Raw genomic sequence first — 22,676 nt, forward strand, 5'->3', positions numbered from 1 at the left:
GGTGCTGGTCATGCTGCGTCTCCATTGCGGATCAGGCCGGCGATGACGGTATCGAGGGTAACGGCGCCCTTGCGGTGTTCGCCGGCACGCTCAAAGTCGATCCAGCCTTCGTTAAAACCATCGACCATGCGGATGCGGGGCAGGGGGTTCTTCATACCCTGCGAGCGGAAAAGCTGTTCCCAGGTCTCGCGCGGAACGGGCTCCACGCGGACCTCGCGGCCGAGAGCGGCGGCGAGGGCACGTCCGATATCGGCGGCCGAGTAACGACGCGGCCCCTCGAGCTCGACGATCCGAACGCCGTTCCAGTACTCTTGAAGGAGCGCCGCGGCTGTGCGGCCGATGTCCGCCGTCGCCACCATCGGAATGACGTGGTCAAGCGGTTGCAGAAAGCTTGGCACCACGCCGTTTCGCGCAGCCTCAACATCCCAGGACGCGTTTTCCATGAACCAGCCGGCGCGCAGGAACGCGACCGGCACCGGCAATTTGCGCAATGCTTCCTCGGTCATCTTCGAGTTGTTGAGGAGATTGGGTTCGGCGACTTGCGCGCCGACCGTCGACAGGAAAACGACCTTGTCCGGCCGCGCCGCCACGATCGCTTTCTCGATCGCCATGGCGTTGGCCTGCGTCTGCGGAAAGCCAGGCTCCGGATCGTAATCCGGCGGCGTCATGAGGAAGACGCCGTCAGCGCCCGCGAAAGCGGCCGTTAATGCGTCGGCATCACCGATGCTCGCGATAGCGACCTCACAGCCTTTATAGGCCCAGGGCCTACCTTTTGCCTTGTCGCGCACCACGGCGCGGACCTTCTTGCCCGCGGCGAGGAGTGTCTGGGCGACCGTGCCGCCCACCTTTCCGGTGATCCCGGTTACTGCGTACATGTGTGCCTCCTGAAAATTGAGTGCGTTCGAGTTAAAGCGTCAGCGCGTTCCAGTCGGGCGCGAAGGGCGGCGTGACGTAGCGCTGGTCCTTCGGCAGGCCGGCGATCGCGGCCAGATCTTCGTCATCGAGACGGACGTTCAGCGCGTCGAGATTCGACTGCTGGCTCTTGGGCCGTTGCGCCTTCGGAATCGCGATCACGCCGTCTTGGTCGAGCAGCCAGGCAATCGCGACTTGGGCGGCCGAGAGATCGTGCTTGGCGCCGATCCGCTTGAGCGTCTCGTCCTCCGCAGCCCGACCTTGAGCCAAAGGCGCATAAGCCGTCAGAGGGATTTCGCGCTCGCGCAGGTAGGCGAGCATTGCTGACTGATCGAGAAACGGATGGTATTCGACCTGCACGGAGGCGACCGGCGCATGTATCTCGTCAACCGCCAGCCGCAACATTGGCAGGTTGAAGTTGCACACGCCGATTGCACGCGCGCGCCCTTCATCACGGAGCGCTGCCAGCGTCTCCATGACGATCGCCATGTCCATGTCCTTGGAAGGCCAGTGGATCATGTAGAGATCGACGTAGTCGAGCTTCAGCTTGCCGATGCTGGTGTCGAAAGCGCGGCGAATCGAATCTTTCGTCCTCAGTTGGTCGTGCCAGACCTTGGTGGTGATGAAGAGCTCGCGGCGTGCGACATTCGAGGCGACGATCGCAGCGCCGACAGCATCCTCGTTTTCGTACATGGCGGCCGTATCGAGATGGCGATAGCCGAGCGCGAGCGCGCTTTCGACGACAGGCTGGCAGCCACCGCCCGGCATGCGAAACGTGCCAAAGCCAAGGCGCGGGATGCTGACGCCGCGAGTGGTGATCGTGTTCATGAATTTCTCCGTTTGCTTTTGAGTCACCAGGGCAAGGTTCGACCGTTGCGGTCGATGAAGCGCAGGCCGGCCCGGCCGCGACTGCGCTCGACGGTTTCCACGACCAGCGGGATGCTTTCTTCGATCGAGAGCGTTGCGGCCGAGGTCCCCATCTCGGTGCGGACCCAGCCTGGCGCGACCAGCAAGAGCGCGCGAGGATCGCCAGCATGGCGCGCCGAGAAGCATTTCATCAGCATGTTGAGGGCGGCCTTGCTGGAACTGTAGAGCTCCCAGGAGCCTCTGTTTCCGGCGATACTGCCGAGTTCAGAGGTCATGACCGCGATCGCGCCGTTTGCGGGCACGAGATTTTCCAAGAGCTCAACCGCGCGCATCGGCCCGAGCGCATTGGTCAGCATCATGTCGACGAAGTCGCGCTCGTTGACCGCGGACGGCGTCTCCTGGTGAGCCTTGCAAATGCCGGCATTGACGAAGAGCACGTCGATGCGGTGCCCTCCGAGGCGTTCGCGCAAGGCATGCACGGACGCAGCCTCCATAATGTCGACCGTTTCGATTTCGAGGCTAGCCGGATAACGGCCCTTCAGTTCGCTCAGATCCCGCGACGCACTGCGTTGCGTGGCAATGACCTTGGCGTCGAGCTTGAGCCATTCCGCTGCCATCGCCAGACCGAGCCCTCGCGAGGCGCCTAAAATCAGAACTGTCGACTTCGTGGTCATGCGTTGCTCCGATCAGGGGCGGACGCCGGCGATGCACATGCGCACGGCCTCGCTTTCCCTTTGCGTTACCGGCGGGATCGATCCGATCGCCCGCCGTCGCAGAGAACATGTCACCGCTTTTGCCTTGATTGTAGCGCCGAAATGTCCGCACACTTCGGATTTGGAGTCAGTAATTGATATGCCCTATGACGCTCGCCTTCTTTCCGGTGTCACGGTCCTGATGGCCGTCGTCGAGGCTGGTTCGATGGCCCGCGCGGCCGAGGCGCTGGGTCTCACGTCATCTGGCGTTGGTCGGGCGATCGGGCGGCTGGAAACGCGGGTCGGCGTGCGGCTTCTTGAGCGCACGACACGCACCATGACTCTCACAGACGAAGGAAGACGCTTTTACGAGGAAGTCGGACCGCATCTTGATGGGATTGAGCAGGCCGCCATCATAGCCTCCGGTGCAGCAGGCATCGTGCGCGGGCGGCTTCGGGTCAATGTCGATCCATTTTTTTTGCGCGTGGTGCTGGCTGCACAGATTTCCAGGTTTCTCGATCGACATCCCGAAGTTCGGCTCGAACTAATCATGCGGGATCACGTCGGCGATCTGGTCGCCGACGGCTTCGACTTGGCGCTGCGCTTCGGCGATCCGCCAGGTGGCTCCCTTATCGCGCGCAAACTGATTGAAACGCGCATTCTGACGGTAGCATCACCAGAGTTTGTTGCACGCTACGGCCGACCGAAGCACCCGTCCGAAGTCGAGAAGCTGCGATGCATAGACTTTTACGATGCGGCGAATGCACGTCCATTCGATTGGGAGTTTCGTCAAGGTCGCAAAATTCTACCCGTCAAACCGTCGGCACGGCTGATGGTATCGGACGTCGGTGCAATGCTTGGCGCGTGTGAAGCTGGGGTTGGCATCGCCCAGATTATGGCCCTCGGTTCAGGCCATCTGCTGGCGGAAGGTAAATTGATCGAGCTTTTTCCGGACTGGCCGGGTGAAGTGTTTCCACTCTACGCACTCTATCCTTCACGGCAGCTCAGGGCCGCAAAGGTGCGGACTTTCATTGAGTTCACAAGCGACCTGCTTGTGAACTCAACATCGGTCTAATACTCGCTTTCGAAAGTTCGCGCTCCGGCTGGCGAGGGGGCCCAAAAATGAACAAGGCCGTCGGCGGAATATGATCGCCCACGGCCTTGCCAGCCCCGGATATTAAATTGGCTTACGCCATCCGGTAGTGGGCGTTATCCCCCAATCGGCGTAGGGCCAATTATGATCTAGATCACACTTGGACAAAAAAGTGCGGCCAGCCCTTGGGGGAAGGCTGGCCGCGCGCGATCCGGTCTGGGACGGGGAGGGGTGGGGATATGACCGGGTCGCGTAACTCCTAAATCCTTGAGATCAGCGATCCCGGGCACTGGCAGTCAAAGCCGCCGGCTTGGGATCACCCAGAGAAACCCAAACGTTCGGGTCGCCCTGCGATTGGCGCTTGACGAAGCGGTAGCCGGTCTCGGTCCAGGCCACGACGTTCTCATTCTGGTTGTCCAGAACGAACTCGCCCTTGTCGGACTTGACGGTCAAAACCGCATGACCTTCGCCCATCTTGTCGCGCACCACCGTGATCAGAAGCGCCTCACGCGGCCATCCCGCGTCGATCAGCATCTTCCGCTTCAGCAGCACGTAGTCTTCGCAGTCGCCGTAGCCGTCGGTCGGCAGCGACCATTTCTCGATCACGCCCCAATGATCCATGTCGGTCATCGGCTTGATGGTCTCGTTGACCCAGCGATTGACCTTGATCAGGTCGCGCCAAGCCGCCTGCGTCATCACGATGTCGCGCGGCTGCGACGGGCCGCCTTTGCATTCGGCCGGATACTCGCCGCAGAACTCCACCCAGCCGATCGGCGCACGCGTGGTGTCGCCAAGGCTCGCATAAAGTGTCCGCTCATCGGCCGCGTTCGCCGATGCGCAAAATCCAAACAGGATGGCGGCAACCGCCAGCCCTTTCTTCTCCCTGAATCCGAACATCATGGCCCCCGCTTTTTTTGTTGGGACCACGTTTCGCACAAAGGCTTTGCGCTGCGGCTAAGTACGCCAAGTACAATTGAAGCGAATACTCATCAATACTTCAGAGAATTCGATCTGTACTTGAATCGAATTCGACGAAAATTTTAAACAACTGCAATTGATTCAAATTTTATCGATTAACCGCCGGCGGTGTGGAAATGCTGGCTTATCGGCGCAAATGCAGCCGGCATTAACCGCGAGCGCGGCCAGCCTTGCCCGCCGTCCTGTGCCAGTCGCCGGCGGGTGAGGGTTAAGAAAGCGAAAATTTGCGGGCGGTTCGACTTTACGCGCCGGTAACGCTGTCCGCGAGCGGTCGAAAATCTTGGCAAGGTCGCTCCGGCCGTGCATCCATGCCGGCCAAGAAAACGGGCGAAGGGAGGAAACAATGAAAAGCGTGCTTTGGGGCCTTGCGGCCGTCTTGTGCCTGGCCATCGGCGCCGCTGCTGCGGCGGAGGACGCCGTCCGCATCAACCCGACCGATCCGCAGCCGACCTGCGCCATGTGTCCGGGGACCTATATCCCGGCGGCCGAACTCGAACGCTATACGCAAAAGGCCATCGCCGAGAAGCTGATCGATCAGCAGGTGAGGGACATCGACATCGGCAAGGCCCGGATCGGCATCGGCATGGTCCGTCGCGGCCGGCTGGAGAAGCCGGCGCCCGATTCAGTCGCCGAGCACGACCAGATCAGCGAGGTCTACCACGTGATCTCTGGCGCGGCGACGCTGGTGCTCGGTCCTGATATCGTCAACCGGCAACGGCGGCCTTCGACGATGCGCACAGTGCGGGAGTTCAACGGGCCGGGTAACAACGGATCGGACGTCAAGGACGGCGTGGCCTACGAGATCAAGGCCGGCGATGTCGTGGTGATTCCGGCCGGCACCGGCCACTGGTTCACGAAGATCGACGACCACATCGATTACCTGATGATCAGGATCGATCCCGACAAGGTGACGCCGCTCAAGGGCGAGGCGCAGTCGATGGAGTATCTGTCGAAGCCGGCTTCGCGTGGGGAATGAGGGGCTCTGATCAGCGCGCTGTGACGCTGTCCTCGAGCGTCTCGGCCACCTGCTCGTGGACGAATTCGAGCGCGAAGCCTTCCTCGAGATTGCGCACCACGCGCGACTGAACCTTGCCGAGCATGACGAGGGATTTCAGCGGCGGGCGGTTCTCGGCCGCAATCGCCGCGCCCGAACGTGACATGTCGATGATGCGGCAGGTCATCTTGGTGCCGTCTTCGAGCGTGAGCAGCGCGATCGGGTTGCGCGGGATAATGCGGTCGTGGCGGCGATCTTCCGGCAGGTTGAGGATGTCGCGGTTGGCAAGCCAGGTCAGTTGGGCGGCGAGCTTGTCGCGCTTGCGCGCGGTGGCGCCGACCGTCATCGCAAAGCCGTTGTCGATGATGCGGGTGATGCGCCCTTCGACGCGGCCGATGTGATCGAGATAGGCGATCACGCGGTCGCCGACATTGCCGATGCCGGGCGCCAGCAGCGCCAGCCCACCCGGCGACATATTGATGATCTGGCATGGAAATTCGCGTCGGTCGGGCAGCATGTAGCGTCCCAGCAGATGAACTTTCACGCGCTGGAAGCGCCGCCGCTCTTCGGCAGACGGCAGAATAGATTTCTTGTTTGCTAACGCCATCTTCGCCGCCAGAACACCGGCTTTCGGTGCTATCAGACCCTACGGCCGGCAGGGTTAATGAGCCGTTAGCGGAAACGCAGGAACCCGCTTATGCAATTTTCGGCTGCGCTTCGGGCAGCCGGTTGAATGCCCACAACAGCAGCGGACATGCGAGAATAACGACGGTGCCGAAATCGATGGCTGCGGCCGCGTGACCGGTCGATTGGGCCAACGCGCCTGCCACAGCCGGCCCCAGCATCATGGTGCCATAGTAGAGCGTGTAGAAAATACCCATGCCGATCGCACGCGTCTCCGGCTTCAATATGCGCGCCGGCAGGCTCATGATCGGCCCGACCGGCAGGCCGCTGAGCAATCCGATCGCCGTGACAACCGAGACCACCGCGTCGGTGCGCGGCAGGACGACCATCAGCGCGGCGAAGATGATGCACCCGCCGGCCAGAACCAGGTCCGGACGCCCGGTCCGATCGGCCAGAATGCCGCCGAGCGGGACCGATATCACCGCAAGCCACAGCACGATGCTGATGACTGAGCCTGCGGCCGATATCGACCAGCCACGCTCGTCCAGCATTGACGGCCCGAAGCTGAAGATCATCGCAAAGCCGACGTTGAAAAGGCCCCATATCAGGCCGGCCGCAATCAGAGCGACGAGCGTATTGCGATCGGGCCACGACGATCCGGCTGCGGCCGCCGTGATCTTTGGCGGTGAGGGATAGGCGGTTGCGAAAAACACCAGTCCGAGCGCGATCGAGGCCGCTACCGTGAGATGGACTGCCTCGACGCCGGACGCGGTTGCGATCAGCGGAAGAAAGACCAGCGAAAGGGCAATGCCGGCCGGCCACGAGTTGACAAAGATCGCCATCGCGGTCGCGATTTCCTGACCCGCAAACCAATCGGCGATCATTTTGGTCATCTGGACATTGAACATCACGCCGCCGGCGCCGCTGACAAGCCTGCCTGCGATCTGGATGGTCCACGACGACGACAGCGCCATCGCCAGTTCGCCGATGAGCATCAGGAGCAGCGATGCGATCATGGTAGGCTTGTCGCCGAACCGTTTTCCGATCGCGCCGCCCGGCAGCGCGAGGAACAGGCCGGGCGCGAAATAGAGTCCGATGAGCCATCCGATGTCGGCAAGGGATACGCCGAATTTCTGGTCGAGAAGCGGGGCCACGGCGGCGACGCTCTGGAATTGAAACGCCATCGTCAGACGGATCACGAACAGCACGGCGAGGGCAAACCATCGGTTACGCAATGCGCCACACCTTCAAGAAGTCGCAGGAGTATGCGTCTAGGCTGGAGGGTGGCGGTACGGCTGTCAATCGCCGTGGTCCATCCGCTTCAAACCTGTGCATTGGCATCACCAGGCGCTTCACATAGGCTCAACTCGCCCACGCAAGACCAATCAACCATTACCGAAGGGCCGGGGAGGAAATGCCATGGAACAGATCCGCGTTTGCACCTATGAGGGGCCCGGCGCAAAGCCGGTCATTCGCAGCGTGCCATGGCCGAAAATCGGTAAGAAGGCCGCGCTGATCAAGGTCGGCGCCTGCGGCGTCTGCGGTACCGACCTGCACATCCTCAAGGGTCATTGGCCGAAGCCCTTGCCGTGGCCGTTCACGCTTGGCCACGAGATCGGCGGCGTGCTGGTCGAGGTCGGCTCGGAATTCACTGAAGACTTCATGAGCAAGCCACTGAAAGTGGGATCGAAAGTCATGATCCCGCCGTTGATGCCCTGCGGCCATTGCTACTACTGCATTCACTATCCGCAGAGCGCCAACAAGTGCCTGACGCCTGTCTATTACGGCCGCTATCTCGGTTTCGACAAAGCGCCGCACCTGTGGGGCGGCTGGGCCGAATATGTCTATGTCGATCTCGACATGCTGCCGGGCACCAAAATCTACAAATTGCCGGACGACATGCCGCTGCGGCTGGGTGCGCTGTCTGAGCCGCTGACGTCGTGCATCCGAGCCTTCAACCGCGCCACGCGCGCCGGCGGATTCACCTGGGGCGACACCGTTGTCATTCAGGGGTCAGGTCCGATCGGTATCCTCGCGGTCGCAGCCGCGCGCGAAATGGGAGCGGGGCGGGTGATCTGCGTCGGCGCGCCGGAAGAGCCGCGCCTGAAACTGGCGCGAAGGTTCGGCGCAGAGGCGACTGTGGATATTGAAACCGTCAAGACGCCGGCCGAGCGCATCCAGCGCGTGCGTGACATCGTCGGCGGGTTTGGCGCCGATCTGGTGATGGATTGCTCAGGCCATCCGAGCGCCGGGCCGGAGGGCATTGAAATGCTGCGCGACGGCGGCACCTATGTCGAAATGGGGCAATTCACCGATGCCGGCGCGATCGAAACCTCCTGGCACCGCATCTGCACCAAGGACCTCAACGTTTTGGGGTCGTGGGGCTTCACCGGCAACGACCTGCCGCTCGGCGTCGACATGCTCTATCGCACCCGAACCAAGTATCCCTGGCTCGACATGCAGACCATCTATCCGTTCTCGGAAGACGGCATTGACCGCGCGGTTGCCGACGCGATGGCGATGAAGACCGTCAAATCGACCATCGTACCGTGGCCGGAACTGGTGGAATAAAGGCCGGGCCGGTCATCTTCCCAGATTGACGCAAATAGGCCTGTGGGTATCAATGCAGACCAAGGAATTGCGTCAAAGCTTTAGTTATCGTCTTTCATCTGCGTCATCGTCCGGTGTGGCGACGCTGACGTCCCTTTCAGACTGGCCGCGAGCTCCATGAAGGAACGTCAGAGTCAAAGCCACACTGGAATTGTAGGGTTGCTGGTGCCCCTTTGGTTCTGACATTCGCATAAGTGTCCGCCGCGATTCCATGCGAATGTCAGAACCGGGGACACCAGACTATCGGATGGGGGGCATTATGGCCGAACAGGACAAAGTCGTGGTCGAGCGGGATCTCAGGCTCGACCTGTTCCGCGGCGTCGGACTATGGATGATCTTTCTCGATCACATTCCGCACGACGTCGTCTCCTGGCTGACCTTGCGCAATTACGGCTTCAGCGACGCGGCCGAATTCTTCGTTTTCATCTCCGGCTATCTCGCGGGCTTTATCTACGGACCCATCATCAAGGCCGGCAATTTTCTGGCTGCGCTCAAGCGGCTGTGGAAACGGGCGATGGAGATGTACGTCGCCCATATCATGCTGTTTCTGATATTCACCGCGCAGATCGCCCGCACGGTGAGGAAATTCGACAATCCGCTGTATGAGGACGAGTTCAACGTCCACAATTTCCTGCTGCATCCGGACGTCCTGATCGGGCAGGCGCTGACCTTGCGCTACAAGCCGGTCAATCTCGACGTCCTGCCGCTTTACATCACCCTGATCGCGACCGCGCCCTTCATGCTGTGGGCGATGGTGCGCCGACCGAACCTGACGCTGCTCGCCTCGATCGTGCTGTATATTCTCGCGCGCATCTTCGACTGGAATCTGCCCTCATATCCGCCCGGCTCGACCTGGTATTTCAACCCCTTCGCCTGGCAGTTGATGTTCGTCTTCGCGGCCTGGTGCGGCACCGGCGGCGCCAGCCGGCTCTGGCCGATCGTTCAGTCGCGCCTCGCGCTTGTCGTCGCGATCCTTTGGATCATGTTTGCGTTCGGGATCGTCATGACCTGGCACGTCGCCTTCCTCGACGCGATGGTGCCGAAATGGTTGATCAAGATCATCTATCCGATCGACAAGACCGATCTCGACATGTTGCGGTTCACGCACTTCCTGGCGCTGGCGCTGATCGTGTCGCGTTACGTGCCGCACAACTGGGCGCCGCTCAGATCCGGATGGCTACGCCCGGCCATTATGTGCGGTCGCCATTCGCTGCCGATCTTCTGCTTCGGGGTGTTCCTGTCCTTTGCGGCACACTGGATCCTGATGCAGTACACCCGGGGCGTGTGGGAGCAGCTTTTGGTCAGCGCGGTCGGCATCGTGATCATGGTCGCCATCGCATGGGTGCTGGACCGGGCCGCGCAGGTGCCCGACCTCTTCGTCGATGTCGAGATTGAGGGCGGAAAGGCCGCGCTCGAAGCAAACAAGGCGTGAGGCAGACGCCTCAGGCGATCGGTTGCAAGAAGTCGATTGTTACCAACGCGCGATTTGTGACCGGAGGGAATCATGGTCAGACGTCTTTTGATTGTCGCATGTCTTTTGCTGTTGTCCGCGTCGGCCGTGCGGGCGCAGACGCCGTCATCCGACGCCATGACGGCGGCGCGCAGCCTTGTCACCACCATGAAGCTCGCCGACCAGTACAAGGCGCTGCTTCCGGCGATCCTGCTCGGTCTCAAGCCGGCTCTGACGCAGGACCGACCCGAGATCGAACGCGACTACGAGACGATGATGCCGATGGTCGCCGATGCCTTCGAGCCGTACTACACCTCCATGGTCGACGGCATCGCCGCGATCTACGCCACCAACTTTACCGCGGCCGAGCTCCGGGACATCGAGGCGTTCTACCGCCAGCCGACCGGACAGAAGATGCTGGAAAAGATGCCGGTGATCAGCCAGCAGGCGCTGGCGGTTGGCCAGGAGATCGGCCGCAAGGCGGCGGACGACCTGAAGGCGCGCCTCACCGAGGCGTTACGACAGAAGGGACACAAGCTGTAGCGCGAGGAGGCGGGCGACCGGCGAGAAGCCTGTCAGCGCAGACCCTCATAGACCATCAGCCCGCGCGCCAGTTTCAACTTCCGCAATGCGCGCGGAACCAGCCGTTCGGTCGGCGGATGCAGATAGCGCCATGACGTCAGCCTGAAATCCTGCAACTGGCTGTGTCCCGTCTCGAATGGGGCGAGCAGGCCGGTCATGCTCAGCGGGACATGGGCGCGGTGGTTGAACGGCAACAGCAGCAGTTCGAAGTGCGCCTGTCCCTCGGCCGAGGCCGCGGTGATGCCGGCGATCGCAGGCAATACCTCTTCCGTCACCGCCGCGACGATGTCGGCGATATCCCGCCGGCTCTCGGAGCCGAACAGCGCCGGAAAGCTCTGATCCTTCAGGTCACGGCCGAGCAGGGCGCAGATGCGCGTGCCGGCGACGCGAAACGGGTAACGGTTGGCCTCATCGCAGGCGAGCACGAAGATGTCGCCCAATAACTGGCGAATGGCGTCGGGTTTGAAGTCGCCGCGGTCCGGCGCGCGGCCTTCGCCCCGCTTTTCGTTCCAATAGGCGAAGAACTGCTGGTTTGACGGGTGTTTCATGTCTGACTATCGCCCCCAAGCCTGAACGCAAGTGGGACATTTCTGTCCCGTTTCTGCGCACACGCGTTGCTGGTTTCGTTGTGCAGAAACAGCATTGCAGCGTCCATGCCGAAGCAGCCTTCGGGGGAGGGTTTGCAGCGTTAACGTTAAATTAACGATGGGCTTGGCGTTCGGGGCGCGCCTGTTAAGGTCCCGCGCATCAGATCCCTTGCCGCTTTTCCATGAGGCGACAAGGTTGCGACACTGGCGTCGAACAGCTTGGCCGCTTTGGGCGGGGAGGGGTGGGGATAATCCCCAGGTGAACCCCGTGCAGCGTAAGGCCAACGTCCAATAAAGGGAGGGCTTTCTCAGAGCCCTCCCTTTTCTACGTCGGGACGCAGGTCTTGGTCCGTCAGTTCAGCTCAGGCCAAATCTTTGCGTGAAATTCGCAATCGCGGCGTCAACGCTTGCGCGCTCTACTATTGTGTACGCGCTTCCCTGCGGAGTTTTATATCTGATCTTCACCTGACCTTCAGAGCTAGCATCGGTTTTCCAGGAAAGCTCGCCCATCTTGAATTCGGCGATTCCGTTTTGTTCGCAGGCAGTTTTGATCGATTTGAATAGTTCTGTTGCCTCATCGACCGACAACTTCGTTGAACTGACCTCGTCTACAGTCATAAAATTCAGGGTAAGTTCGATGCGGGGAATAACTAGGTAAAATCGATCCGAGAACTCTATCTTTTCAAAGCTGTTAATGCGGGACAACGCGCTAGAAACCGTCTTCGACAACGCCTGAAAAAGCGCTCCCGGCACCCGATTAAGCTTCGACGTTGTCATTTTCGAACTCCGGGTTGGGCTGGTCCATCACCGATATTAAACTTGGCGCACCACAGAGCGGTAGTCGCGTTAGCGAAGAACTTGCGCCTAACCTGTCCAGTTCTTCTTTTGCAGGACGTCGAACCAGACCGCGAGGCTGATGATCAGCCCCTTGATGATCAGCTGGTAGAACGAGGAGACGCCGAGCAGGCTCATGCCGTTGTTCAACACGCCGATGATCAGCGCGCCGACGATCGTGCCGCCGATCGTGCCCGAGCCGCCGGAGAGGCTGGTGCCGCCGATCACGACCGCGGCGATGGCGTCGAGCTCGAACATGTTGCCGAGGTTGGGAGATGCGCCATTCAGGCGCGATGCCAGCAGAATTCCCGACAAGGCCGAGAGCAGGGACACCACCACGTAGACGATCATTTTGGTCTGGTAGACGTTGATCCCGGAAAGGCGCGCCGCTTCCTCGTTGCCGCCGAGCGCATAAAGCCTGCGGCCAAAGCGGGTGTGGCCGAGAACGAAGATGGCGAGCGCGGCGATGGCGACAAAGATCGCGACCGGCACCGGCATGCCGTCGCTGGTGCCGAACACATAGGCGGCCAGCAGCAGCCCGGCCGTCGCCGCGATGATGCCGGGCAGGCGCTCTCCAAGCGCGGCGCCATTTGATTTCCCGGTTTCGCGAAAGCTGCCGACCAGTTTGAAAGCACCGATCGCCGCCGCAAGCGCCAGCAGAGCCAGCGTCGGCGCGGGCGGAATATAGGCGCTGCCGAGTGCGGCAAAGGATGGATCGGCCACCGGAACCGAGCTGCCGCCGGACAGCGACAAGGCGACGCCGCGGCCGATCGTCAGCATGCCGAGCGTGATGATGAAGGGCGGAATACGGTGATGCGCAATCCAGAATCCGTTCCAGAGCCCGATGACTCCGCCGACGATCACGAGCGCCAGGGGGACCGCAAGCCACGCCGCGAACCCATATTGCATCAGGAGCGTCACGACGACCGCCGCAACGCCGACCACCGAGCCCACCGACAGATCGATGCCGGCGATCAGAATCACCATGGTCATGCCGACGCCGATGATGCCGACGATGGTCACTTGTCGGGCGACGTTGCTCAGGTTGCGCGCGGTCGGGAAGGTGGGATCGACAAGCGCCAGCAGCAAGGCGAGCACCACGAGCGCGATTAGTGTCGCATTGGTCCGGATGAAAAGAAGCGCCTGGTTGCGGTGCATGTTTGCCTAGTTCTCCGTCGGGCGTGCGCCGGTCGCCGATTCCATGACCGCCTCCCGGCTCGCATTCGCCCGCGAGAATTCGCAGACGATGCGGCCCTCGTTCATCACGAGAATTCGGTCGCTCATGCCCAGCACTTCCTCGAGTTCGGAGGAGATCATGATGATGGCGACGCCTCGCCCGGCAAGCTGGTTCAAGAGCCGGTGGATTTCGACCTTGGCGCCGACATCGATGCCACGGGTCGGTTCGTCCAGGATGAGGATCTTCGGGTTAGCGTTCAGCCAGCGGGCCAGAAGCACCTTCTGCTGGTTGCCGCCGCTGAGCGTCCCGACGATTGCCTTGGCGCTCGTGGCCTTGACACCAAGCTGGGCGATATATCGTTCGGTCAGCGCGCGTTCTTCGCTCCGGTCGATGACGCCGAGCGGCGGTGAACTGACCGTCTGCAACGACGAGATCGTGGTGTTGAAGGTGATGGGCTGGCCGAGGAAAAGGCCGAGCGCCTTGCGGTCCTCGGTCAGGAGCGCGATTCCATGATTGATCGCGTCAGCCGGCGAGCGAATGCTGATTGATCGTCCCTCGACCAGCACCTCGCCGTGCGTGGCTTGCGGATAGGCGCCGAAGATCGCGGAGGCCAGCGTGGTCCGGCCCGAACCCATCAAGCCCGAGATTCCGAGGATTTCGCCGCGATAGGCCGAAAACGACACGCCCTTGACCTTTCGCGCGCCGGGCAGGGAAGGGTGATTGACGCCAAGGTCTTTGATTTCGAGAATCCGCTCGCCGCGCTGGCGTGTGGCGTGCGGATACATCTCTTTCAGCTCGCGGCCGATCATTCGTTCGATGATCTGGTCCAGCGTGATGTCGGAGATCGCCGCAGCCTCGCCGATGGTGCGGCCATCGCGCAGCACCGTGACGCGATCGGCAATTTGCGAAATCTCTTCCATCTTGTGCGAGATGTAGCACATGCAGACGCCGGCTTGCCGCAAGCTCCGGACCACCCGAAACAGCTCCGCAACCTCCTTGTCCGACAGCGCCGAAGTCGGCTCATCCAGAATGAGGATGCGCGCGCGCTTCGACAGCGCCTTGGCGATTTCGACCATCTGCTGCTTGCCGACCGCGATGTGCTTCACCCGGTCGGTCGGCTTGATGTCGGAAATTCCCAATTGGCCGAGCAGGGCCGCGGCGTCGGCATTCATGCGACGCCAATCGATGGCGCCGAAGCCGGTGGCGGGCTGGCGGTCGAGAAAGATGTTTTCGGCCACCGTGAGTTCGGCGAGGAGGTTGAGCTCCTGGTGGATGATGGCGATACCCGCATCCATCGCTTCGCGCGTCGAGCGAAACCGGCGCCTCTCGCCGTGGATGAAAATATCGCCCCGATAGGAAGGATAGGGCCAGACGCCGCCCAGCACCTTCATCAGCGTCGACTTGCCCGCGCCGTTCTCGCCCATCAGCGCCAGAACCTCGCCGGCGCGCGCCTCGAAGGTGACGTCGTCGAGCGCGCGGACGCCCGCAAACTCCTTGACGATGTGCTCCATCTTCAGAACGACGTCGGACATGCGGGGCGGCTTAATTCCCGTAGACCTGCTTATGGGTGTAAAACCCTTCGGCGATGATCGTCTGGTCCAGATTGCTCTTGTCGACGAGCACGACCGGCGTCACCAGTGTCGGTACGTCGACTGCGCCGTTGTTGATCGTCCGGTCGGCCTTGACGAGCGTTTTCGGATCCTTGTCCGGATTGCTTGCGAGTTTCACTGCGATTTCGACCGCGGTTTCGGCCAGCGGATCGATCTTCTTCCAGATGTCGACGGCCTGCTTGCCCTGCGCGACATACTGAATGTTGACGAGGTCGGCGTCGGAGCCGGCGACGAAAATCTTGTCGGCGCTGGCTAGGCCCTGGGCGTCGAGGGCCGCGATGACGCCGCGCGCCATGCCCGAATTGTTGCAGATCACGGCATCGATCTTGTTGCCGGACTTGGTCAGAAGATTTTCCGTGGTTGCCATCGCCTTGTCGGACGACCATCCTTCGTGGGACTGATCGGCGACGAGCTTCAGCTCGGGATTGGCCTTCAATACTTCGAGCACGCCGCTAGACATGGTGTTGGCGTTTGAATCGCCGGGCTGCCCGCGGATCAGCACCACGTTGCCTTTGGCCGCGCCGTATTTCGCCTTCAGCCAGGCCACCATGGCCTCAGCCTGAAGCTTGCCGACCGCCCAGCTGTCCTGCATCACCATGGCGTCGAGCGGGCCGTTGACCAGCATGGCATCGTAGCCGACGACCTTCACGCCGCTTTTGTGCGCGGAGGTGACCATGCTGCCGGCGGTTCCGGTGTTGACCGGCTGCAATACGATGGCCTGCGCGCCGCGCGACAGCATGTTCTCGAACGCCGCCAGTTGCGTCTGCTCGTCATTGTTGGCGGAATCAAAGATTACCTCGGCGCCGAGCGCCTTCGCCTTGGCGAGAAAAGCCGTCTTGTCGCGCTGGTAGCGCTCTTCCTGCATGGTTTTCAGGAGAAAGCCGATTTTGACCTTGTCGGCAGCGCGGGCTGGTTCGGCAAGGGCGGAAAGTGGAACAGCAAGCGAGGCGAGACCGTGCAAGACGGTTCTGCGGTGAAATTCCATGGCTGTTCCTCCCCCATACGGCCGATTTCCTCAGGGCCTTTGGTCGCAGGCCGCATGGTAGCGGTTCCGCCAGGGTTAAGCCAACCGGCTTCCACTTCGCCGCAAAACGCTCTAATGGGGCGCATCGCCCGACTAGCGCCGCGGTTTGAGGTCATTTGCGGCGAATTTGGAATCGGAGCTCTGGTCCTTGGAATCTCGCCCCGAAGATTATTTACCGGAAGCTCTGCGGGACGAGCCGTCGGTTCGCCGCGAGCCGCTTTTGACGCTGCCGGGCGCGCTCACCGCCTATATCGTGCTTCTGGCGGTCGTTCACCTGCAGGTGCTGCTGCCGCCCGATCTCGAGAAATGGACCATCGTCGTCTTCGGTTTCATCCCCAAGCGCTACGACTCGTCGTTGTTGGCGGCCGGCTTTCCCGGCGGGGAGGGCGCCAAGGTCTGGACGTTCGTGACCTATTCGGTGCTGCACGCCAATCTCAGTCATATCGGCTTCAACGTGCTGTGGCTGTTGCCGTTCGGCAGTGCACTGGCACGGCGTTTTGGCGCTATCCGCTTCTTCGCGTTCATGGCGGTGACGGCGGCCGCCGGCGCGCTGGCGCATCTGGTGACCCATGAGCACGCGCTGGAGCCCATGATCGGCGCCTCCGCTTCGGTTTCGGGCGCCATGGCGGCCGCGATCCGATTTGCCTTCGTGCGGGGCAGTTTCCTTTCCTTCAACCGTGGCGACGCGGACGCCGCCGCCAGGGTGCCGGCGCAGCCGTTGTGGCGCGCTTTACGCGATCGGCGCGTGATTTCGTTTCTCGCCATCTGGTTTGGCGTCAATCTCGTTTTCGGCCTGGGCTCGATTGCGATCGGCACCGAGGGCGTCAGCGTCGCCTGGCAGGCGCATATTGGCGGCTTTTTGGCCGGGCTCTTGTTGTTTTTCCTGTTCGACCCCGTTCCCCGCACAGTTCCAGCTCGGCAGGATCAGATCTGATTTTCGGTCGCGCCTCGCTTGCGGGAGCGCGCGATTTCATTCATCATTTGCGGCATAGCGGCACGGCCTTGAAGTCGTGATGTGCTTTTTAAGCCGTCCGCATATCGCAAGCGTCCGCAACCAAAGCGGCGCAGCACTGTTGTTTGAAGACTCAAAATGAAAAAAGACTGCGCTCGCTCAAGGGCGCGATCCGCTTCAGGGAGACGACAATGACGGTACGTTCAATTCTCGATACCAAAGGTCACCAGATCGTAAGCCTCGACCCGGAGGCCAAGCTTTCAGCCGCGGTCAAGACCTTGGCTGAGCGCAAGATCGGAGCCGTGCTCGTGCTGCAGGCGGGCCGGATCGAAGGCATTCTGTCGGAGCGCGACGTCGTCCGCGTGCTCGGCGAGCGGGGTGCTGCCGTCCTCGAGGAGCCTGTCAGCGCGGTGATGACGCGCAAGGTCGTGAGCTGCAAGCAATCCGATACGGTCAGCGCCATCATGGAGATGATGACGCACGGAAAATTCCGTCACCTCCCGGTTCTCGACGGCGAGCGGGTGGTGGGCCTGATCTCGATCGGCGACATCGTCAAGTGGCGCGTGCAGGAATACGAGCGCGAGCAGGAAGCGCTGCGCGAATACATCAAGACGGCTTGAATCGCACCCAGCCCCTCAAGTCGCGTCGTCGATGACGGCCTTTGCGGTGACCGGTGTCGGCGCCAGAACGTCGGCTACTTCCTGAATTGAGGCGATGGCGCGCTCGGCAGCGCGTGCGCCATGGTCGATCAATTCGTCGGCGCGATGGAAATCGAACCAGCCGATCTGCCCGACGCGCGGGGTGATCAACAGGTCCGGCGGATCGCCCGCGAGCCGCGCGCGGGTGATGCGATCCTGCATGATGTTGAAGGCATCGGCCATGACGGACGAAATGCCGGGCCGGCCGCCGCCGCCGAAAAACTCGCGTTTCACAGCACGTTCGGCCGAGAAGAATTTGCCGAAGCCCCGTTTCGGCGAGGCCGGCTGCGGCGCCGGTTCGCTCGCCACGGCGGCGGCGCCGTACGAGTAGATCGTGGTGGAGTGCGCAAAGACGTCGCTTGAGAGGTTGGCGGCGATGACGATTTCAGCGCCGAGCGCGCGGGCGGTCGAGACCGGCACCGGATTGACCAGCGCGCCGTCGACCAGCCAGCGGTCGCCGATCAGGACCGGCGAAAAGATGCCGGGCAGCGCATAGGAGGCGCGCATCGCGTCCACCAATCGGCCGTGGGTCAGCCAGGTTTCGTGACCGGTGCGCACCTCGGTCGCGACGCTGGCGAATTTCAGCGGCAGGTCCTCGATCATCGTATCACCGATCGAGGCTGCCAGTTCGGCCGCGAGCTTCTCGCCGCCGATCAGTCCGGAGCCGTTGAGCTTGAGGTCGAGATAGGAAAGGACGTTGCGTGGTTGCAGGCCGCGCGCCCATTCTTCCAGCGTATCGAGATGGCCAGCGGCAAAGGACCCGCCGACCACCGCGCCAATCGAGGTGCCGACGACAACATTTGGGACGATGCCGTGGGCGATCAGCGTCTTGAGGATGCCGATATGGGCGAAGCCGCGCGCCGCTCCGCCGCCGAGCGCGAGCCCGATCACCGGCCTCCGTCCGCCGGGCTTGCCGGGGACTTCTCCGTTATTCTGGCCTCTGCCGATCCAATTATTAAACACAGCGGGAAGAAGTCTCTCTTTGTTCTGGTCGCATGCAGGCTATCGCGAGAGGGCCGCTCCCGCCAGATTGGCTACCAAGCATGGTTTATGCCGGGGTTCAGGGTGAGATTGTGACGGGACGGCGGCGAATCAATCAAGGTAACGGGAGGAGCCGATGAGGGTTCCGTATCTCACCGGTAAGGCCATTCGAGGCTTGAATTTGCCGCGTTTTCAGTGAAAAGCATCCAGATGAACTGGGGAAGGCAGGGCAGTCGCGGACAGAGCGGGCATTGGCGTGTGGCGCCGGCATTTGCCTTGCTGATGGGGCTCGTGCTTACCGCCCCCGTTTCTGCGCAATTGTTCGGCGATCGGCCACCGCCGGTTCCGCCAGCCTCCGTTCCGGAAGCGCCGGCAGGGCCGGCGATGAATCTTGCGCCGTCCTCCGGTCCGGCATCGGTGCCGAATCTGCCGCCCCCCTTGACCGCGCCGCCTGCCGTCGCCGCCGTCCCGCCGGTCGTCGCGCCGCCGCCAGGGGCCGCGACGCCGAACCAGGCCGTGCTGGCGCTGTCGGCGCGTTTCGGCAAGGACCAGCCCGCGGTCACCGGCGGACTGGTGTGGCGGATCTTTTCCGACAAGGCAGACGAGACCGGCAATATCAAACTGGTCCGCGAGGACCGTAGCGCCACCCCCAACATCGTGCTGCCGCCGGGCAACTACATCATCCACGTCGCACTTGGCCTCGTCAGCACGATACGGCCGATGACGCTGAAGGCGGAGACCTACCGCGAAACCTTCCTGCTTCCTGCCGGCGGCTTGCGCATCGAGGGCCGCGTCGGCACCTCGAAGATTCCGCAGAACCAGATTTCGTTCGCGATCTACAAGGGAAGCCAGTTCGAGGTTGGCGAACGCGCTTCGCTGGTGCCCAACGTCGCGCCCGGCGACGTGGCGATGCTGCCCGAAGGCACCTATTACATCATCTCCAACTACGGCGATGCCAACTCGGTGGTGCGCTCGGACATTCGCGTGCAGGCCGGCAAATTGACGGATGTCACCATCACCCATCGCGCTGCCGTCATCACGTTGAAACTCGTCAGCGATCGCGGCGGCGAGGCACTGGCCAACACAGCCTGGTCGGTGATCACGCCGGGCGGCGACGTGATCAAGGAATCGATCGGCGCATTTCCCAAGGTGATCCTGTCGGAAGGCGAATACCGCGCGATCGCTAAAAATGAAGGCAAAGTTTTCGAGCGCGCTTTCAATGTTGTTAACGGTGTCGATGGCGAGGTCGAAGTCGTCGCGCGCTGATTCCCGACATGCCTGTCATGGTTTCTAATGCGTACTAACCATCGCGCGATTTAAAACTGTCATAATCGCACCATCAGCTTCCCCCACGCGGAATTTTTACACCCCTTTAAGCGCCGCCCGCATTGATAACCCACGCTGTTTCGCGCGCTTCTCGCGCGTTGTTGGGGAATGCCATGCTTGCCGCCAGGAAATCGACGGAAAAATCCGCGCCGGAGATGTTTGACGATATTCCGGTCCTCAAGCGCAAATGGCAGGCCGCGGTGCGCCCCGGCGAAAAACTGCCGGCTTACGAAGACGTGATGCTGGGCAGCCTCGGCCGCCTTGCAGATCACATCGTTCTGCTCAAGGACGGCCCGCAGGGCCTCGAAGTATCGCGCACCGGCCGCTACGCCCAGCTCTGGCTGGAGCACGATCGCTGGGATATCGCGCTTGACACGTTGTCGCCGGATTGCGCGACCGCGTTGGCCGAGGTCGCCGGCGGCGCGCTCGCCAAAAGCCGCCCCAGTCTTTCGACCGCCCATTGCGTGCGGGACGGATTGGTGCGGACCTACGATTTGCTGGCGCTTCCGACGTCGTCGCGCTGGGGCCACACCTTGATCGGCGTCTATGTCAACGAGCGCGACGCCCAATACAATCTGCTCGACGCGATCTTCGCCACGACCGACGAAGGCGTGGTGTCGCTGGCCGCGATCCGCGACTCGGAAGGCCGCCCTTTCGACTTTCAGATCGTGCATCATAACGACGGCGCCGCGAGACTGCTCAAGCTGCCGTCGAGCGAACTGCTGTGGCAGCGGCTTGGCGGCGGGCGGAATCTGCTCTGCGCCGCCGACGTCGTCGCGCGCCTGGTCGCGGTGGTGCAAAGCGGCGAGGCGGACCAGTTTGAACTCGACAGCGACGACCGGAGCCTGAAACTCGGCTTGGTCGCGTTCGGTGATATTCTGGCGCTGACCATTTCCGACGTCACCGCCCTGAAGCGGCGCGAAGCTTCCTTCCGGCTGCTGTTCGACAACAATCCGATGCCGATGTGGGTGTTCGACGCCGAGACGGCGGAGTTTCTCGGCGTCAACGATGCGGCGATCCAGCACTACGGCTATGCCCGCGAGAAATTCTTAGGCATGAAGCTCGACGATATCTGGCCGGAGGACGAGCGGATCACCCACAAGGAGGCGCTGGTGGACATCGGCGAATCCTACCAGTCCACCCGCAACTGGCGGCACGTCAAGGCCGACGGCAGCGAAATTCAGGTGTTGACCTTCGGACGCCGTGTAACGTTCGACGGACGTGACGGCTATCTCGTCGCCGTCGTCGATATCACCGAGCGCCGCAAGGCCGAGGCGCGGGTGGCCTATATGGCCCACCATGACGGGCTGACCGATCTTCCGAACCGCGAATTTTACCAGGAGAGGCTGCGCCAGGCGCTCAACGAGGCGCAGGCCGGACCGAAGCGCGTCGCCGTCCTGTGCATCGATCTCGATCTGTTCAAGAACGTCAACGATTCCTTCGGTCATCCGATGGGAGATCGCCTGCTGCGGCTGGTCGCCGACCGGTTGCGCTCGCAGGTCCGCGGCAATCATCTCGCCGCCCGGCTCGGTGGCGACGAATTTGCAGTGATCCTCGCCTCCGACGTCTCACCGAACGAAGTCAGCGATTTTTCGACGCGCTGATCGAGGTATTGAGCGCGAGCTATGACATCGACGGCATCGAAGTCGTGATCGGCGCCAGCATCGGCATTGCTCTTGCCCCGAGCGACGGCTCGTCTTCGGAGGAATTGATGCGCAACGCCGACATGGCGCTGTACCGCGCGAAATCCGACGGCGGCGGCGTGCATCGCTTCTTCGAGCGCGAGATGGATCGCGCCGCGCAGAAGCGCCGCGACATGGAGGTCGACCTGCGCCGCGCCTTCGCCAATGGCGAGTTCGAACTTCACTACCAGCCGCTGGTCGACATCGGTGCCAACAAGATCAGCGGCTTTGAATCCCTGTTGCGCTGGCAGCACTCCGAGAAAGGCATGATCTCGCCGGCTGAGTTCATTCCAATCGCCGAGGATATCGGCCTGATCGTACCGCTCGGGGAGTGGGTGTTGCGTGAGGCTTGCATGGAGGCCACCAAGTGGCCCGGCGACGTCAAGGTCGCCGTCAACCTGTCGGCCCTGCAGTTCCGCAGCCGCAATCTGGTCCAGGCCGTGATCTCGGCGCTGGCGCATTCCGGCCTGTCGCCGTTACGGCTCGAGCTCGAGATCACCGAGTCGGTGTTTCTGGCCGAGACCGAAGCCAATCTCGCGATCCTGCACCAATTGCGCGAACTCGGCGTCCGAATCTCGATGGACGATTTCGGCACCGGTTATTCGAGCCTGAGCTACCTGCGCAGTTTTCCATTCGACAAGATCAAGATCGACCGTTCCTTCGTCAAGGATCTCGCCGACCGGCCCGATTGCGTTGCGATCGTGCGGGCGATTTCCGGCCTTGGCCGCAGCCTTAAGATCACGACGACGGCCGAAGGCGTGGAGACGGTCGATCAACTCGACTGGCTGCGCAACGAAGGCTGTGATGAAGTGCAGGGATTCCTGTTCAGCGCGGCGAAGCCGGCGGGCGAGATCGCGGCGCTGTTCTCCGAATTCGAAGGCCGTGCCTCGCGGGCGGCCTAGTAAACAGAGGTGTCGTGCCCGGACCTGATCCGGGCATCCATCCTGCTCGCAAGAGAACTCACTCAGAACGGATGGATTGCCGGGTCAAGCCCGGCAATGAA

20 protein-coding genes and 1 pseudogene are annotated in these 22,676 nt (G+C 62.0%); 9 read left to right on the forward strand and 12 right to left on the reverse strand.

What is annotated here, in order from left to right:
- Window positions 1-8: 8 nt before the first annotated feature.
- Genes BUA38_RS27320 through BUA38_RS27330 form a run of 3 tightly spaced genes read right to left on the reverse strand, consistent with a single transcriptional unit; the run spans window position 9 to window position 2,453 of the window.
- Window positions 9-875: an NmrA family NAD(P)-binding protein gene (locus BUA38_RS27320; RefSeq protein WP_072822841.1), complete on the reverse strand. Its 867-nt coding sequence runs from the start codon at window positions 873-875 to the stop codon at window positions 9-11.
- Between the two features lie 31 nt (window positions 876-906).
- Window positions 907-1,740 carry an aldo/keto reductase gene (locus tag BUA38_RS27325; protein ID WP_072822843.1) on the reverse strand — a complete coding sequence of 278 codons (834 nt, stop codon included), beginning with the start codon at window positions 1,738-1,740 and terminating at the stop codon, window positions 907-909.
- Window positions 1,741-1,763: 23 nt separating this feature from the next.
- On the reverse strand, window positions 1,764-2,453 hold the full coding sequence (locus tag BUA38_RS27330; protein WP_072822845.1) for an SDR family NAD(P)-dependent oxidoreductase: 690 nt from the start codon (window positions 2,451-2,453) through the stop codon (window positions 1,764-1,766).
- 178 nt (window positions 2,454-2,631) lie between these two features.
- Between BUA38_RS27330 and BUA38_RS27335 the strand changes: the two genes are divergently transcribed.
- Window positions 2,632-3,546 carry a LysR family transcriptional regulator gene (locus BUA38_RS27335; protein WP_072826480.1) on the forward strand — a complete coding sequence of 305 codons (915 nt, stop codon included), beginning with the start codon at window positions 2,632-2,634 and terminating at the stop codon, window positions 3,544-3,546.
- A 291-nt stretch (window positions 3,547-3,837) separates the two neighbouring features.
- On the opposite strand, the gene BUA38_RS27340 is transcribed toward BUA38_RS27335, so the two are convergent.
- Window positions 3,838-4,461 (reverse strand): transglutaminase-like cysteine peptidase, encoded by a 624-nt coding sequence (locus tag BUA38_RS27340; RefSeq protein WP_072822847.1) that lies wholly within the window; start codon window positions 4,459-4,461, stop codon window positions 3,838-3,840.
- A gap of 424 nt (window positions 4,462-4,885) precedes the next feature.
- On the opposite strand from BUA38_RS27340, the gene BUA38_RS27345 reads away from it, so the two are divergent.
- Window positions 4,886-5,518 carry a hypothetical protein gene (locus BUA38_RS27345; RefSeq protein WP_072822849.1) on the forward strand — a complete coding sequence of 211 codons (633 nt, stop codon included), beginning with the start codon at window positions 4,886-4,888 and terminating at the stop codon, window positions 5,516-5,518.
- A gap of 10 nt (window positions 5,519-5,528) precedes the next feature.
- On the opposite strand, the gene BUA38_RS27350 is transcribed toward BUA38_RS27345, so the two are convergent.
- Window positions 5,529-6,143 carry a PilZ domain-containing protein gene (locus tag BUA38_RS27350; RefSeq protein WP_072822851.1) on the reverse strand — a complete coding sequence of 205 codons (615 nt, stop codon included), beginning with the start codon at window positions 6,141-6,143 and terminating at the stop codon, window positions 5,529-5,531.
- An 88-nt stretch (window positions 6,144-6,231) separates the two neighbouring features.
- Entirely contained in the window at window positions 6,232-7,395 is a 1,164-nt protein-coding gene (locus tag BUA38_RS27355; RefSeq protein WP_072822853.1) for a CynX/NimT family MFS transporter, read from the reverse strand.
- A 184-nt stretch (window positions 7,396-7,579) separates the two neighbouring features.
- Here BUA38_RS27355 and BUA38_RS27360 point away from each other — a divergent pair, with 184 nt between their 5' ends.
- The 3 genes from BUA38_RS27360 to BUA38_RS27370 all read left to right on the forward strand — a co-directional run bounded on the left by BUA38_RS27360 (window position 7,580) and on the right by BUA38_RS27370 (window position 10,763).
- Window positions 7,580-8,731, forward strand: coding sequence for a zinc-binding dehydrogenase (locus tag BUA38_RS27360; protein ID WP_072822855.1), 1,152 nt, complete (start codon window positions 7,580-7,582; stop codon window positions 8,729-8,731).
- Window positions 8,732-9,029: 298 nt separating this feature from the next.
- Window positions 9,030-10,202: an OpgC domain-containing protein gene (locus BUA38_RS27365; RefSeq protein ID WP_072822856.1), complete on the forward strand. Its 1,173-nt coding sequence runs from the start codon at window positions 9,030-9,032 to the stop codon at window positions 10,200-10,202.
- 72 nt (window positions 10,203-10,274) lie between these two features.
- The gene (locus BUA38_RS27370; RefSeq protein WP_072822858.1) at window positions 10,275-10,763 is read left to right on the forward strand and encodes a DUF2059 domain-containing protein; all 489 of its coding nucleotides are present in this window, start codon (window positions 10,275-10,277) and stop codon (window positions 10,761-10,763) included.
- A 32-nt stretch (window positions 10,764-10,795) separates the two neighbouring features.
- On the opposite strand, the gene BUA38_RS27375 is transcribed toward BUA38_RS27370, so the two are convergent.
- The 5 genes from BUA38_RS27375 to BUA38_RS27395 all read right to left on the reverse strand — a co-directional run bounded on the left by BUA38_RS27375 (window position 10,796) and on the right by BUA38_RS27395 (window position 15,995).
- Window positions 10,796-11,350, reverse strand: a complete 555-nt coding sequence (locus tag BUA38_RS27375; protein WP_072822860.1) for a PAS domain-containing protein — start codon at window positions 11,348-11,350, stop codon at window positions 10,796-10,798.
- Window positions 11,351-11,746: 396 nt separating this feature from the next.
- Window positions 11,747-12,166, reverse strand: a complete 420-nt coding sequence (locus tag BUA38_RS27380) for a hypothetical protein (RefSeq protein WP_072822862.1) — start codon at window positions 12,164-12,166, stop codon at window positions 11,747-11,749.
- A gap of 87 nt (window positions 12,167-12,253) precedes the next feature.
- Complete coding sequence (locus BUA38_RS27385) at window positions 12,254-13,381, reverse strand: sugar ABC transporter permease (RefSeq protein WP_072822864.1); 1,128 nt, start codon at window positions 13,379-13,381, stop codon at window positions 12,254-12,256.
- A 6-nt stretch (window positions 13,382-13,387) separates the two neighbouring features.
- Window positions 13,388-14,932, reverse strand: a complete 1,545-nt coding sequence (locus BUA38_RS27390) for a sugar ABC transporter ATP-binding protein (RefSeq protein WP_072822866.1) — start codon at window positions 14,930-14,932, stop codon at window positions 13,388-13,390.
- Window positions 14,933-14,942: 10 nt separating this feature from the next.
- Complete coding sequence (locus BUA38_RS27395) at window positions 14,943-15,995, reverse strand: substrate-binding domain-containing protein (RefSeq protein WP_072822868.1); 1,053 nt, start codon at window positions 15,993-15,995, stop codon at window positions 14,943-14,945.
- Window positions 15,996-16,182: 187 nt separating this feature from the next.
- On the opposite strand from BUA38_RS27395, the gene BUA38_RS27400 reads away from it, so the two are divergent.
- Both BUA38_RS27400 and BUA38_RS27405 read left to right on the forward strand, forming a co-directional pair.
- Window positions 16,183-16,968: a rhomboid family intramembrane serine protease gene (locus BUA38_RS27400; protein WP_072822870.1), complete on the forward strand. Its 786-nt coding sequence runs from the start codon at window positions 16,183-16,185 to the stop codon at window positions 16,966-16,968.
- Between the two features lie 209 nt (window positions 16,969-17,177).
- Window positions 17,178-17,606 (forward strand): CBS domain-containing protein, encoded by a 429-nt coding sequence (locus BUA38_RS27405; protein ID WP_072822871.1) that lies wholly within the window; start codon window positions 17,178-17,180, stop codon window positions 17,604-17,606.
- 15 nt (window positions 17,607-17,621) lie between these two features.
- Here the strand turns inward: BUA38_RS27405 and BUA38_RS27410 are convergent, their stop codons facing one another.
- Complete coding sequence (locus BUA38_RS27410) at window positions 17,622-18,647, reverse strand: patatin-like phospholipase family protein (RefSeq protein ID WP_072822872.1); 1,026 nt, start codon at window positions 18,645-18,647, stop codon at window positions 17,622-17,624.
- 228 nt (window positions 18,648-18,875) lie between these two features.
- On the opposite strand from BUA38_RS27410, the gene BUA38_RS27415 reads away from it, so the two are divergent.
- Together BUA38_RS27415 and BUA38_RS38540 are read left to right on the forward strand one after the other, a co-directional pair.
- Window positions 18,876-19,931, forward strand: a complete 1,056-nt coding sequence (locus tag BUA38_RS27415; protein WP_156898750.1) for a hypothetical protein — start codon at window positions 18,876-18,878, stop codon at window positions 19,929-19,931.
- Window positions 19,932-20,104: 173 nt separating this feature from the next.
- Window positions 20,105-22,575, forward strand: a pseudogene (locus tag BUA38_RS38540) (putative bifunctional diguanylate cyclase/phosphodiesterase).
- Window positions 22,576-22,676: the final 101 nt, after the last annotated feature.

This window comes from Bradyrhizobium erythrophlei (genome assembly GCF_900142985.1).
GTDB classification, from domain to species: Bacteria; Pseudomonadota; Alphaproteobacteria; order Rhizobiales; family Xanthobacteraceae; genus Bradyrhizobium; species Bradyrhizobium erythrophlei_B.

Excerpts from the sequence above, each read along its gene's own strand:
- BUA38_RS27320 (WP_072822841.1), bottom strand. The coding sequence starts at position 875 with ATGTACGCAGTAACCGGGATCACCGGAAAGGTGGGCGGCACGGTCGCC.
- BUA38_RS27325 (WP_072822843.1), bottom strand. The coding sequence starts at position 1,740 with ATGAACACGATCACCACTCGCGGCGTCAGCATCCCGCGCCTTGGCTTT.
- BUA38_RS27330 (WP_072822845.1), bottom strand. The coding sequence starts at position 2,453 with ATGACCACGAAGTCGACAGTTCTGATTTTAGGCGCCTCGCGAGGGCTC.
- BUA38_RS27335 (WP_072826480.1), top strand. The coding sequence starts at position 2,632 with ATGCCCTATGACGCTCGCCTTCTTTCCGGTGTCACGGTCCTGATGGCC.
- BUA38_RS27340 (WP_072822847.1), bottom strand. The coding sequence starts at position 4,461 with ATGTTCGGATTCAGGGAGAAGAAAGGGCTGGCGGTTGCCGCCATCCTG.
- BUA38_RS27345 (WP_072822849.1), top strand. The coding sequence starts at position 4,886 with ATGAAAAGCGTGCTTTGGGGCCTTGCGGCCGTCTTGTGCCTGGCCATC.
- BUA38_RS27350 (WP_072822851.1), bottom strand. The coding sequence starts at position 6,143 with ATGGCGTTAGCAAACAAGAAATCTATTCTGCCGTCTGCCGAAGAGCGG.
- BUA38_RS27360 (WP_072822855.1), top strand. The coding sequence starts at position 7,580 with ATGGAACAGATCCGCGTTTGCACCTATGAGGGGCCCGGCGCAAAGCCG.
- BUA38_RS27365 (WP_072822856.1), top strand. The coding sequence starts at position 9,030 with ATGGCCGAACAGGACAAAGTCGTGGTCGAGCGGGATCTCAGGCTCGAC.
- BUA38_RS27370 (WP_072822858.1), top strand. The coding sequence starts at position 10,275 with ATGGTCAGACGTCTTTTGATTGTCGCATGTCTTTTGCTGTTGTCCGCG.
- BUA38_RS27375 (WP_072822860.1), bottom strand. The coding sequence starts at position 11,350 with ATGAAACACCCGTCAAACCAGCAGTTCTTCGCCTATTGGAACGAAAAG.
- BUA38_RS27380 (WP_072822862.1), bottom strand. The coding sequence starts at position 12,166 with ATGACAACGTCGAAGCTTAATCGGGTGCCGGGAGCGCTTTTTCAGGCG.
- BUA38_RS27385 (WP_072822864.1), bottom strand. The coding sequence starts at position 13,381 with ATGCACCGCAACCAGGCGCTTCTTTTCATCCGGACCAATGCGACACTA.
- BUA38_RS27390 (WP_072822866.1), bottom strand. The coding sequence starts at position 14,932 with ATGTCCGACGTCGTTCTGAAGATGGAGCACATCGTCAAGGAGTTTGCG.
- BUA38_RS27395 (WP_072822868.1), bottom strand. The coding sequence starts at position 15,995 with ATGGAATTTCACCGCAGAACCGTCTTGCACGGTCTCGCCTCGCTTGCT.
- BUA38_RS27405 (WP_072822871.1), top strand. The coding sequence starts at position 17,178 with ATGACGGTACGTTCAATTCTCGATACCAAAGGTCACCAGATCGTAAGC.
- BUA38_RS27415 (WP_156898750.1), top strand. The coding sequence starts at position 18,876 with ATGAACTGGGGAAGGCAGGGCAGTCGCGGACAGAGCGGGCATTGGCGT.